Below are 12,135 nucleotides of genomic sequence, written 5' to 3'. Positions count from 1 at the left end.
GGTCACGCCCTGAAGGTGAGTCGGCCGACCCACTTGGTGTTGTTCACGCCGGGGTTGGCCGGAACGATGACTCGGGCCGGGTAGCCGTGGTCGAGCGAAAGGTCCGCGCCGTTGACCCGGAGGGCGAGCAACGACCGGGGATCGCGGATCTGGTTGCCCCGCAGCACCACTCTGGTGAAGGGGCCCGGCGGTTGGACGGACTCGACCAGAACACTTCCGGCGTCGGGCATCCCGGCCAGGGCGGCGAGGTCGGCCAGTCGTAGGCCGCTCCAGTGCTGGTCCTCGGTGGACCATCCCTCCACGCAGGCGATCGGCAGTGCGGCGGTGTGCTGGAGCATCGCCAGGAGCTGCTCACGGGTGAGGACCAGACCCGGGCCGCGGCCATGGATCTCCAGCCGCCAGTCGGTGCCGACCAGCTGGGGAGTGACACCCACGGCCGCCGCCGTCTTGTTGATCTGGAAGGCGTTCGGGCCGCTGCCGGGGTTGCGGTTGTGTGGTGCGAGGAGCGCGGTGGCGCGCAGCCGGCCGCCGATGCTCTGTCCCGCGGTCACGACGAGAAGGAGCAGTGATCCCGCGCCGACCATGCCCAGCGCGCCGCGCCGTGTCATCGTCGGCGCGGCGGGGGCAGCCGGCACCAGGCCGTCCGGATCCGGGGGTTCGGGCAGGGTGTGGGCGAGACCGGTGCGCAGTTCGGCGCCAAGACTGCGTGAGCGCAGGGCCCTGGTCATCCGGCCGAGTCTGAGGGACACGTGGACGACGAACGCGGCGAGGAACACCCAGGCGCCGTAGAAGTGCAGGCGGTAGAACGAGCCGGGGAAGACGTAGTAGAGCTGGATGTTGAGGATGCCGGTGACGAACTCGAAGATGACACCGCCGACCAGCATCAGCAGAGACAGCCGCTCCAGACCGTGGGCGACGGACCGCACGGGCAGCCATTCGAAGAGCTTCGGGATGACCGACCACAGCTTGGCCAGCACGACCGGAACGAGTACCACGCCCAGGGTCACGTGGACGCCCTGGAGCAGCCGGTAGAGCCAGTACGGGTGCGTGGGCCAGCTGAAGAGATAAAAGCCCAGAACGCCCTTGTCCGGGGTCTCGTCGTTGAAGGGGCTCAGGCCCGGGTTGTAGGACGCGTAAGAGAGCAGTCCAGTGACGAACAGCAACGGAATGCCGATCAGCAGGACGAGGCCGAACACCGACGTCAGCCAGGGCCCGCGGATCGGACTGCGCCAGAACTCCGGCCGGAAAGGACCCGGTGGCGCAGGCAGGCGCCCGGCACGCCGAGCCATCGCACGGCACCGCGCACCGCATGCCGCCACGGCGGCGGCCGCGGCGCACCGCATGCGATCAAGCCGTTTCGGCGCCGGTCTCTCTTCGGGTCCGCGGCGTGGTGTTCCACCAGGGGAAGCCGAACCCGGCGGCCGTCCGCCACGTGCCATCGACCGTCTCCTCCAGTCCTCGGACTGTGCTCGCCAACGTTCGCCCCAAGGCAAGCCGAACACACACAAGCTGGCACAGGTCGGGAAGGCTGTCCGGGTCCGAGGCGCGAGTAGGCGTCCACCGCCAACCGAACGGCGGAGCCGCTACCTCGGCCATCTGCCCCTCCCCCCTCGTGGCCGCTGCACCCTCGTCGGAGCGGCGCCTCCCTGTTCAGCCAGTCGCTCAGGTGCGTCGCAACGGACACGTTCTGGGCACACGGGGGAAACGGTCATCATGCTGATCTCCTTCGAGCCTTCGACAACTCGAAGATCAGCCGGTGGCCGTTCTTGTATCCGGACACTCGCTCCGACGCCGCGGAAAACGCCCGGATCAGGTGGGAGCCCGTACACCACTTCCCTCAATGTCATGCTCGGTAGTAGTCCCGCGGGTTCGCTCGACCACTTCGTGCCTCGTTGTCGGTGGCCAAGTCCCGTTATGCGGCCCGCGGGGCGGCCTTGCGGGCCAGCGGCAGTGGCTTGATAGGAGTGTGAGTTCGTCCGCATTGAGGGGTGCCCGTCGCCCGGCCCGTCCGTTGTGCGAGCACAGAGGAGGGGATCGATGGTCGTCTTGGGAATTGATGCCCACAAGCGCAACCACACCGCAGTCGCTGCTGATGAGCGAGGCCGTGAGCTTGGGACTCACACCACCGGCACCACCAGTTCCGATCACCTGCGTTTACTGGCCTGGGCACGGCGGTTCGGCGAGCACCGTCTGTGGGCGGTGGAAGACTGCCGACAACTCTCCCGGCGGCTGGAAGCCGATCTACTGGCAGCCGGGGAACGCATTGTCCGCGTGCCTCCCAAGCTCATGGCCAACTGCCGTAAGGCGGCCCGCACATACGGCAAGTCCGACCCCATCGATGCCTTGGCCGTCGCCCGGGCCGCGCTGCGTGAACCCGACCTACCCACAGCCCAACTGGACGGGCCCAGCAGGGAACTGCGCTTGCTGGTCGACTACCGCGAAGACCTGGTCACCGAACGCACGCGCATCATCAACCGGATGCGCTGGCATCTGCACGAACTCGACCCCGGTCTTGATCCCCCGGCTCGCAGCCTGACACATTCCCGGCAGGTCGCCGTGGTCGAGGACTTTTTGCGTGATTCCGACGGCATCGTTGCACGGCTGGCCAGGCGACTGCTGGCTCGCTGCCAGGCACTGACCGACGAGATCCGTGAGCTGGAGAAGGAGATCACCGGCAGGATCGAGACGCTGGCCCCGAACCTGCTGAAGATCCCCGGCTGCGGCACGCTCACCGCTGCGAAGATCCTGGGCGAGACCGCCGACGTCACGCGCTTCAGGTCCGAGGCCGCCTTCGCCCGACACAACGGCACCGCACCCCTGCCCGTGTGGTCGGGCAACCGCGCACGACACCGACTCAGTCGTACCGGAAACCGCCAGCTCAACACAGCCCTGCACCGCATCGCGGTCACCCAGGCCCATTACCACCCCGACGCCCGCGCTTACCTCCAGCGTCGGCAGAACGCCGGCAACACCACAACCGAAGCCATCCGCGCCCTCAAGCGTCACCTGTCCGACGTCGTCTACCGGGCCCTCCGGCGCGACGCCCGAGAATCACACAGCAACGTGATCACTCTCGCAACGGCCGCTTGACATAGGAGTAATAGGACGCAACCCCGGTCGGCGGGGGATCGCCGGAGCACTCAGCCCTCGATGTGATAGCGGCTCTGGGATACGACGGTTTGGCAGACCTTGGTGGTGGAGTCGGCGGTACAGGCGATCCGGTCCCCCCCGCCCGCCCTGTTACGGCGTAGGACGCTCTTGAAGTTCTGCTCCAGCGTCCCTGTCATTCGGAACATCAAGCGGGGCAGGCATCGCCTCAGGCACCTTCAGAGACGTTCGACTTTGCAGAAGCGAATGCTATGACCTGTTGGTCGCCAAGGGCCCCGGGCCGCATCTACCGCAGGCGTGTCTGTCATCACTACGCCCTCGCGTCAAGTGCTCGTTGGGGGAGAACCCGAGGGGTGCGGTGCCACCGCCGGAGCTGCAGCACACCCCCTCGGAAGCGCCCTCCGGCCGCGTCTGCAGGCTTGCCGTCGAACTGGCGCTCTCACAGACGCCCCTATAACGCAGGGGTGCGAGAAACCGGTCTGACCAGGTTGAAGACCTCTCGGGCGGCATACCGCTTGAGGCATCGGACGATCTCACGTCGGGCCTTTCCCTCCTGGGTGCGGCGTTCGTAGTACGCCTGGGTGCGCGGGTCGTGGCGCAGCCGGGTGAACACGATGCGGTGCAGGGCGGCGTTCGCCTGACGGTCGCCGCCGTAGTTGAGCCGGCGTGTGCTCCGACGGCCCGACGAATACTCGACGGGGCTGACTCCGCAAAGCGCAGCAAAGGACGCCTCGGTGTTCAGCCGTTCGGGATTGTCCCCCATGGTGATCAGCAAGGTGACTGCGCGGTCCGGGCCGATGCCCACCGGTACGACGCCGGCGCGCACCTTTGTGTATGAGCACGGGACTATGGGCGCAGGAACCGGGCGCCGGACCCGGACGTCACAGTGGCGTGCGGCGACGTGAAGAGGCAGTTGTGGCGCTTGAGCAGCAAAGACGCAGGCCGGTGCTCAGAGGGTCGTGGTTCGGGGCCGCCGTCGTTGCGGTCGGCTGCCTGCTGACCGCCTGCGGAAGCAGCGGCAGTAGCGACCACTCCGGCTCCACGCCACCGCGCTCTTCCGCCGACCCGCGCGCCACGACGCCGTCGGCAAGCAGTACAGGGAGGGCGAGTCACCCAGCCTCGCCCGCCACGTCGCCCTCGGCGACAGCACCTCCAGGGACACCGTCGTCGCCACCCAGGGACACCGCCAGGCCCCGCCCTACGGCCTCTGCGTCGTCAGGCTGCCTGGCAGGCTCTGCCACGATCACCCACAGCGCCGGGGATGCCTCGATCCGAAGCCTGTGTGTGCGATCCGGCACGACGGTGACGGTCGTCCTGGAGCCCCGCGCCCAGGGCTCCTGGCCGCAGCCGCGCAGCAGCAACCCGATGCTGGCGCTGGTGACCTCGTCCGCCACCGACGGCAGGGGCGTCACCCGGGTCACGGTGAGTGCCGCGCGCATCGGATCGGTGTCCGTGACGTGGGGTCCCGAGGGCGCGCCGCTCTTCACGCTCCGGCTGAGTGTGGCGGCATATCCGGTGCAGTGACCCGAACGCCGGACGGCCGGTGCGCCCCATGAGCGGGGCCGCACCGGCCGTCGTCGTGCTACGTGGCGTACGGGTGGTGATCAGTCCTTGCGGCCCGTGAGGCGGCGTACGTCGAAGGACCGGATGCCGCGTCCGTGCGTGGCGGCGTAGAGCTTGCCGTCGGGGCCGAGGCGCAGCTGCATCACGGCCGTCGTGGGCAGGTTGTGGCCCAGGACCAGCCACTTCGTGGCGCCGGCGGGCCGGTAGAAGGTGGCCAGGTCGGTGCCGAGGGCGAGGCCGCCGTTCGGCAGGAGCTTGACCGTGTCGGCGGGGACGTCGGGCAGGTCGGTGGAGATGTCCGTCCAGCTCGCGCCGCCGTCCCCGGACTCGAAGACGTGGCCGACGCCCGCCCCGGGACCCTCGGTGAAGCGGCGGGAGAAGCCGTTGATCGCCACGTACACGTGCTGGGCGTTGGCCGGGTCGATCTCGAAGCCGGAGATGTAGCGGTTGGGGATGGTGCCGTCGACCGGGAGGTTGAGCTGGTGCCAGCCGGTGCCGTCGGCGTTGCCGACCGCGATGCCCCGGGTGAAGCCCTGGTTGTTGCAGGGCCCGCACCAGCCGACGTAGACCGTGCCGCCGGAGGACGCCACGGCCGTAGCTGTGTGGCCCTCGCCGAGGTCGTAGGCGTTCGTCCATTCCTTTCCGGAGCGGATGGCGAAGCCCTTGGTGTTCACCCACACGTGCCGGCCACCGGCGATCCAGGTGTTGGTGTCCTTGGCGTCGGCGGTGATCGGCGCGATGAAGCGGGCGCCCGCGCCGCCCTGGTCCTTGTCCGGCGGGGCGACCTCGTACTCGGTGGCCTTGGACGGGTCCGTCGACCAGGAACCGTCGTTCACGCCGCAGTCCTGTGTCACCCACATGTCCAGGTAGACGTACTCCTGGGCGATGTTGCAGCCGTTGGCGAGGTCGGTGATGGTATCGCCGCCGTCGCCACCGAAGTTGGAGCCCATGACCTTGTCACGGCCGCGCAGGATCGACTGGCCGTTGTCCTGCAGGCCGCCGGTCACGGAGACGCCACCGTAGGTGAGGTCCTTGCCGACACCCACCGAGTAGTACTGGAGGGTGTCGAGCGTGCCGTCGTTCAGGGACTGCCAGTCCTTGGCGTGACCGCCGGAGTCGACGGCGCCGTTCAGCGGGCGCCGGTAGATGCCGCCGTCGTTGCCGACGTACGCCCAGGTCCTGCCCTTGTAGCTGCCGATCGCGACCGCGTGCTGGTCGGAGTGGACGGTGGGCGAGCAGTCACCGGTCTGCTTGGCCGGGTCGATGCTCCAGCAGGGGAAGGGGAAGTTCCAGTACGGGCCGGGCACGGTCCAGCTCTGGCCGCCGTTCTTGGTCTCGAAGACCTCTTCCAGGCCGAGGTAGAGATGGTCGGCGTTGGCCGGGTCGACCTGGAGGAACTGGTTGTACCAGGACTGGATGCCGGGCATGTAGCCCGCGCTCTGCAGGGCGGATCCGGACGCCTTCAGCTTGGTGTAGTCCGCGATCTGCGTCCACGGCCCGAAGGGCGAGCCGTTCTTCGACACGTACACGCCCTTGAGCCCGCTGTCCGGGTTGGCGGCCATCTGCGCCGGCGACTGGTCGATGGCGTACAGGCGCGAGCCGTCGGCCGCGGCGGCGAACGTCATGTTGCCGACGTCGGCACTGCTGGTGGGCAGGTCACCGAGGCCGCTGACCGGCTTCCAGCTGCCGTCGTCCTGCTTCGCATACAGGCCGTTGTAGGTGTCGCCGCCGCGCCAGCCGACCGCGAGGAGGACCTTGGAGGGGTCCTTGGGGTCGACGGCGATGTCGTTGGCGATGTTCTTGTACGGCGCGCTCGGGTCGTCCGCCTTCGAACCACCCGGCAGGTAGTCCGGGTTGGGGGCGAACTCGTGCTTCCAGGGCCCGGACAAGGTGGTCGTGGAGTGCGACCAGACGCCGGTGCTGGTGGCCGCCCACGCCGTAGTCCCGGCGAAGCGCAGGGCGTGGATGACCGTGGACTCCAGCTCGGCGCCGCCCACTCGGTCGCCGGGCTGGAACTGCCCGTGGCGCGGGTCCTTCAGGACGTACACGCCCGTCCCCACGAAGGACGTCGCCCCGGTGTTGGACTCGCCGGTGGCGTACCAGAGCCGGTTCTGCCCGTCCAGCGAGAGGGTGCCCGTCGACAGGGACGGCAGTTTGTCGGAGATCGGCTTCCAGTGCCCGCCGCCGGTCGTGGAGCGGAAGACACCGCCGTTGGCGCCGCCCGCGTACACATAGCCCTGGTCGTCGGCCGTGATGCCGGTGATCCGGCCCGTGACCTGGCCCGCGCCAGCACTGGAGTTGGAGTTCACATCGCGGTAGCGGGGGTCGTCGGCGTTGTACGCCTTCCTGGTGACGTGGTCCCAGCTGCCGCTCGTGTGCTTCATCGACTGCAACTGCTGCCAGGCCGCCCCGTAGGCGCCGGGTGCGACCACGCCGGGCGCGGTGCGGGCCTCGGTGAACTGGGCGGTCGCCTCGGCGGAGTTCTCCGCCTCGTCGGCCCCGTCGTCATCGCCGCCTTCCGCGGCGAACGCGGACACGCCGTGACCAGCGTGCACTGCCTTGATGTGCTGCCGGCCGATGGCGGCCTGGTGGCGTGCTTGCCAGGGGCGGGGTTTTGCGTTGTTGGACGCCGCGTACGACTGGGTGGTCACCAGTCCGAACGCGGCCGCTACGACGGTGCAGGTTATGAACCGTCGCTGGTGCTTCGGGGGCAACATGCCCGCTCCTCCCTGCGCCGGGAGCATGGGGGTGTCCTGGGCGCAGAGGGGATCTTGGCGTGACCACAACAGCCACACCAAGGGCTCACAGGAAAAATGGCGGGTTGTTTACCTGGCGCCTCACATGAATCCGAAGTTCCGGTGGCCGCAGCCGGTTTGCGACGCCTCTCCGGTCACCGGACGATCCTGTGCGGCCGGGCTGTCAGCGCTCCCGCCACGCGCGCTGGGGCTGTGGCCGCGGCCTCGGTGAACGGTCCGTAGGGCCTCCCGGTCCTCCCGGTGGGGAGCACACCGCTGTAGGCGTCCGTTGAGTCCTGCGGCGCGTTGGCGTTGGTCTCGACGAACAGTGGCCGTACGGCGGCGCGGCCGTCCGTAGCGAGGCCCGCGTAGTCGCCGAGAAAGTGGCCACCGGCGTAAGGGGCCTGGAGCCAGTCGAAGACGCGGGAAACGCGGCGCTCGGTGGCACGGCCTTCCGCACCACGGGGCAGGGAGACGAGCCAGGCTGCGGTGGGGAGGGTGGTGGTGTTCCCGGCAGCGAGATAGCGCAGGTCGTAGTAGGTGATCGCCACCGTGCCCCGGGTGCCCACGCTGATGGAGGGCGTGAAAGCGGGTGCCGAGGCGACAGTGTTCACCCTCTTCGGCGCCGACCAGGTCCGCCCACCGTCGACGGAATGGATCAGTTCCACGGAGTCGTAGGCGCCACCGCTGAAGTCCGAACCCTCATAGGCGACGTACAGCTCACCCGTGCGCGGATCGATGGCCACGTTCGGCAGATCGCCGCCCGCCCGCAGGGACTTGGTCGCGTCAGTGGGGGCGTTGGGATCGACCTCGGGTACGGACGTGTCCTTGGCGATGGTGACCGGCTTGCTCCACGTGCGCCCCTGGTCGGTCGACTTCACGACAGCGAAGTGCAGGTCGGTGGGCGTGAAGGTGCCGGTCGTGTAGTCGATGTCGTACGTCTGCCAGTCGAAGACGTCGTAGAGGGTGTCGGTGCGCGGGTCGACGACGATGACGTTGCCGATGGTCTGCGAGTGCGGCACCACCGAGGTGTCGACGAACGGGCGGGCCTTGGACCAGTGCCTGCCGCCGTCGCGGGTGACGGAGATGTAGGCGGGCCCGTCGTAGACCTTGGCGGAGTCGTCCTCGTCGATGCGGTCCCAGACCTGGTATGCGACGCCCGGACGGACGGGGTCGGCGGTGACGGCGTTCTTGTCGTCGGTGTACGCGGCTTGCGTGTCGTCGATCAGGCGGGTGGTGTGCTTCCAGGTACGTCCGCCGTCGTACGAGGTCGACGCGGCGACGCCGTTGCGCGCGTCGGTGGCGTCGAACACCAGGCCGCTGGCGTAGACCGTGCCGTCGGGGCCGGTGCTCACCCAGCCGTCCGACGCCCGCTGGTAGTCGAGGCCGGCCGGCGCGCAGTGCGAGAACGGCAGCGGAGTCTCGGTGAAGTGCCGCCCGTCGTGGGTGTACGTGGCGGTCAGCCCCCGGGCACCGCCATTGGACCAGCGGTCCTGCTGGAAGATCCCGACCGCGTCGCGCGGGTCGCGCGGGGAGACGGTGACGTACGGCTCGTCCTCAGCAGACGGGTAATTGGTGCCGCTCCCGTCGCCGCTGATGTCGCAGGTGGCATATGGGTCGGTGGGTGAGACCAGGTGGACTGGCTGGCTGCCGCTCAGGGCCGCGGAACTGCCCACAGCGGCGGCCAGCAGGAACACAGTGGCGGTGGCCGCGAAAGACGCTCTTGTACGTGTGCGCATGGCGATTCCCCAACTCCGCGAAAGACGGTCCGTCTTGGGCTGTGCTGGCGCAGGTACGGTCCCGGTGTCGCCGGGACATGAGTCGCCTGGCGAGCCTAGCCCGGCGTCGTGGGACCGGAGTTGGAGGAAGGAGTCAAGGACACGTCAATAATCGCCTGCCGGTTCGGTCACCTGTCGGCCTGCGGGGAGCGGCCGAGGACGGGCAGGCCAGCAGCGAGGGCGAGGGCAGCAGCGCCGGACACCAGGAGCGGGACATGCCCGTCGGAGCCCCAGGCGAGCCCGGCCCACAGTCCGGCGAGGAGGACGGCGGCGCCGGTTGCCCCCTGGTAGAGGCCCTGGGCCGTGCCCTGCTGGCGGTCGGGAACGAGGGTGGAGATCCAGGCTTTGCCCACACCGTCGGTGCAGGCGGCGAATCCGCCGTACAGGGGCAGGACGACGAACACCAGCCAGGGCGCATGGATGAGGCCGAGGCCGAGGTAGCCGACGGCGAAGAAGACCAGGCCCGCGGCGAAGACGAGCGGTCGTGGCAGCCGGTCGGACAGGGCTCCGGCGGGGTAGGACAGGGCGGCGTAGGCGAGGTTGTAGACCGCGTACGCACCGACGACTCCGGCCGTGGACAGGCCCAGCTCGTGGGCACGCAGCAAGAGCAACGCGTCGGGAAAGTTGATCAGGTTGAAGGCGAACAGCACCGTCAGAACGCGCCAGTACGGGCGGGGCAGCGACCGCCACCGGGTGCGTACGGCCTTCGCCGAAGCGCCACCCGTCCGGCCCGGGTCACGGACGACGGCGACCAGGGCGACCGAGGCGACAGCCGGGATCACCGCGACCCAGAACAACGGCCGCAGACGGTGGTCGAGGCCCTCGTACAGCGCGAGACCCACCAGTGGACCGACCACGGCGCCGGCGGTGTCGGCCGCCCGGTGCAGCCCGAACACCTTGCCTCGCTGCCTCTGCGGAACGCCGTCGACGAGGAGGGCGTCACGCGGGGCGCCCCGCACTCCCTTGCCGAGCCGGTCCACCACCCGGGCCACCAGCACCAGCGGCCACACGGTGGCGAGAGCGATGAGTAGCTTGCCGACTGCGGCCAGTCCGTATCCGGCGCCGATGAGCGGCCGGCGGGCGAATCGGTCGGCCAGGCGGCCGGCGGCGACCTTGGTGACCGACGCGGCGCCTTCGGCGAGGCCCTCGATCGCGCCGACCACGGCGGGCGGGGCGCCGAGAACGGTGGTCAGGAAGATCGGCAGGATCGGATAGAGCAGCTCACTGGCGGCGTCCTGGAGGAAGGACACCCCACACAGTACTTTCACGTTGTGGGTCAGCCACGTCGGGCGTGCTGCGGATGAAGGCGTTGGCGTTGCGGGCCCGTTCACGGGTGCAAGATCTCCAGGAATCGGTTGAGCGCCGAGGTGGCGTCGGCGAGCGCGACTGCCGTCGCGGTGACCAGGGACGCCGCCAGCAGTGCGGCGCTTCGGCGGCTTTCCGGGCGAGCGCCCTGCAGGGCGCGGACCCGTGCGGTGACCTGGTGGCGCAGGTAGGCCGGCGCTGTGGCGGGGCCTCGGCCGGTGCCGGCGAGGGCGGCTCGGGCCAGAGAGCGGGCCGCGAGCGCTCGGCTGGCCACCGCGTGGGCGGCGTCCTCGTCAGCCCAGCGTTCCACTGCGAAGCCGAGTTCGCCGCGCAGACGTCTCAGGATGGGGTTGAGCGCAGAAGCCATCTCACCCAGGGCCGTGTAGTAGTGGTGCCGGTGCGCCAAGTGGGCATGCTCATGGGCCAACAGCACCGCTCGCTCGTCGCCGGGCAGCGCGCGCAGCATGCCGGAGGTGACCACGATCCGCCCGGGCCGGCCGGGCAGCGCGTAGGCGTCCGGCTCATCGTCGGCCACCACGATCAGGTCGCCGGCCGCAGGCAGGGCCCGCAGACCGGCCAGTGCCCGCATCTCACGGCGCCGTCGCCACCCAGCGCGCACCAGACGGAAGAGGCCGCAGGACAACAGAGCGGCAGCCAGCACCCCGAGCGTGCGCGGCACCGGATCAGCGGCGGCGAGCGCGGCCGGGTCGGGGCGTGTGTAGGCGAGGACCTCTGCGATGCGGCCCAGGCCGCCGGCCGCCAAGACCAGCAGGCCCCAGACCGTGGACGCCGCCGCGACCGCCGTGATGGCCGCCAGGGTGCGCGCCGCGGCAGCCGGTGCGAGCTGCCGGGCCAGACGGGGGCCGACGGCAGCCAGCACGGCCGGCGCGAGAAGCAGGAGGTAGACGGTCAGGTACACGGACTTCGTCGCCTTTCCGGACCGGCTCAGTCCGTGGAGTCGAGCAGGGCGCGCAGGGCGGCTTGCTGATCGACGTCCAGGGTGTCCACGAAGCGCTGGAGCACCTCGGCGCGGTGACCGGTGCGGCGCAGCGCGGCGTTCATCTCCTGAGCGGCTACCTCTGCCGCTGCCCGGCTGGGCGTGTAGGCGTACGCACGGCCCACGGGCTCTCGATCCACCAGGCCCTTGGCGCGGAGCCGGCCGAGTACGGTCAGCACGGTCTTGTAGACCAAGCCGTCGCCGAGCCGCTGGTGGACTTCGGCGGCGGTCATCGGCCCTTCGCCGGCCCACAGCGCGGCCATGATCTCGGCCTCAAGTGCCCCGGCCGGACGCCGGGTAGCCGCCTCGGCGGCGTCGGCCCCGTCATGCGCGCCAGGCATGGTCAGCTCCCTTCCTTCCCGTCCGCCGCCGTCCGTCGCTACGGAGACTACGGCACCCCTTTGTCGCACACGCTGCGAGACTCAGGCTGGTCTCACAGCGTGTGAGTCTTCGCCCACCTCAGCTGTTCGGCGGAGAGGTTCGTCGCGCCCAGCGCCACCCGTGCAAGGAGAACGACCTCGGCTTCGACCACAACGACGCGCGGGCCGCCGGGCTGGCCCTGCCGCTCGCCCTGTCCTGCAGAGCCTTGTCCGCGGCGATCGTCCGTGTGGTCGGCCACCAATTCCCACACGGGGCGGGCGTGGACTTC

General features: G+C 69.8%; 9 protein-coding genes and 1 pseudogene. 2 read left to right on the top strand and 8 right to left on the bottom strand.

The genetic code is table 11. The features are described 5' to 3' along the window. Window positions 1–2: 2 nt before the first annotated feature. Window positions 3–1,289 (bottom strand): molybdopterin-dependent oxidoreductase, encoded by a 1,287-nt coding sequence (locus GQF42_RS34015; protein WP_158926383.1) that lies wholly within the window; start codon window positions 1,287–1,289, stop codon window positions 3–5. Between the two features lie 748 nt (window positions 1,290–2,037). Between GQF42_RS34015 and GQF42_RS34010 the strand changes: the two genes are divergently transcribed. Continuing rightward, window positions 2,038–3,090, top strand: coding sequence for an IS110 family RNA-guided transposase (locus GQF42_RS34010; RefSeq protein ID WP_158916606.1), 1,053 nt, complete (start codon window positions 2,038–2,040; stop codon window positions 3,088–3,090). Window positions 3,091–3,140: 50 nt separating this feature from the next. On the opposite strand, the gene GQF42_RS45095 is transcribed toward GQF42_RS34010, so the two are convergent. Continuing rightward, entirely contained in the window at window positions 3,141–3,287 is a 147-nt protein-coding gene (locus GQF42_RS45095; RefSeq protein WP_199273178.1) for a hypothetical protein, read from the bottom strand. A 272-nt stretch (window positions 3,288–3,559) separates the two neighbouring features. Next, a pseudogene (locus tag GQF42_RS34005) lies at window positions 3,560–3,907 on the bottom strand (transposase); the annotation flags it as partial. 485 nt (window positions 3,908–4,392) lie between these two features. On the opposite strand from GQF42_RS34005, the gene GQF42_RS34000 reads away from it, so the two are divergent. After that, complete coding sequence (locus GQF42_RS34000; protein ID WP_158926381.1) at window positions 4,393–4,632, top strand: hypothetical protein; 240 nt, start codon at window positions 4,393–4,395, stop codon at window positions 4,630–4,632. An 80-nt stretch (window positions 4,633–4,712) separates the two neighbouring features. Here the strand turns inward: GQF42_RS34000 and GQF42_RS33995 are convergent, their stop codons facing one another. From GQF42_RS33995 to GQF42_RS33975, 5 genes are all read right to left on the bottom strand, one after another. Beyond that, window positions 4,713–7,388, bottom strand: a complete 2,676-nt coding sequence (locus tag GQF42_RS33995) for a WD40/YVTN/BNR-like repeat-containing protein (RefSeq protein WP_158926379.1) — start codon at window positions 7,386–7,388, stop codon at window positions 4,713–4,715. A 173-nt stretch (window positions 7,389–7,561) separates the two neighbouring features. Beyond that, the gene (locus GQF42_RS33990; protein WP_199272890.1) at window positions 7,562–9,145 is read right to left on the bottom strand and encodes a sialidase family protein; all 1,584 of its coding nucleotides are present in this window, start codon (window positions 9,143–9,145) and stop codon (window positions 7,562–7,564) included. 167 nt (window positions 9,146–9,312) lie between these two features. Next, the gene (locus GQF42_RS33985) at window positions 9,313–10,434 is read right to left on the bottom strand and encodes an MFS transporter (RefSeq protein ID WP_233273542.1); all 1,122 of its coding nucleotides are present in this window, start codon (window positions 10,432–10,434) and stop codon (window positions 9,313–9,315) included. A gap of 77 nt (window positions 10,435–10,511) precedes the next feature. Then, a complete protein-coding gene (locus GQF42_RS33980) occupies window positions 10,512–11,408 on the bottom strand; it encodes a M56 family metallopeptidase (RefSeq protein ID WP_158926375.1) in 897 nt (298 codons plus the stop codon). Window positions 11,409–11,434: 26 nt separating this feature from the next. Continuing rightward, entirely contained in the window at window positions 11,435–11,827 is a 393-nt protein-coding gene (locus tag GQF42_RS33975; protein WP_158926373.1) for a BlaI/MecI/CopY family transcriptional regulator, read from the bottom strand. Between the last annotated feature and the right edge of the window lie 308 nt (window positions 11,828–12,135).

Origin of the sequence: Streptomyces broussonetiae, from assembly GCF_009796285.1 — a bacterium.
GTDB lineage: Bacteria > Actinomycetota > Actinomycetes > Streptomycetales > Streptomycetaceae > Streptomyces > Streptomyces broussonetiae.
Note: the sequence above shows the minus strand (reverse complement) of the source record. Positions and strands in the feature narration are given on the sequence as shown.

Coding starts and splice junctions, on each gene's coding strand:
- GQF42_RS34015 (WP_158926383.1), bottom strand. CDS start 1,289: ATGGCTCGGCGTGCCGGGCGCCTGCCTGCGCCACCGGGTCCTTTCCGG.
- GQF42_RS34010 (WP_158916606.1), top strand. CDS start 2,038: ATGGTCGTCTTGGGAATTGATGCCCACAAGCGCAACCACACCGCAGTC.
- GQF42_RS45095 (WP_199273178.1), bottom strand. CDS start 3,287: ATGACAGGGACGCTGGAGCAGAACTTCAAGAGCGTCCTACGCCGTAAC.
- GQF42_RS33995 (WP_158926379.1), bottom strand. CDS start 7,388: ATGTTGCCCCCGAAGCACCAGCGACGGTTCATAACCTGCACCGTCGTA.
- GQF42_RS33990 (WP_199272890.1), bottom strand. CDS start 9,145: ATGCGCACACGTACAAGAGCGTCTTTCGCGGCCACCGCCACTGTGTTC.
- GQF42_RS33975 (WP_158926373.1), bottom strand. CDS start 11,827: ATGCCTGGCGCGCATGACGGGGCCGACGCCGCCGAGGCGGCTACCCGG.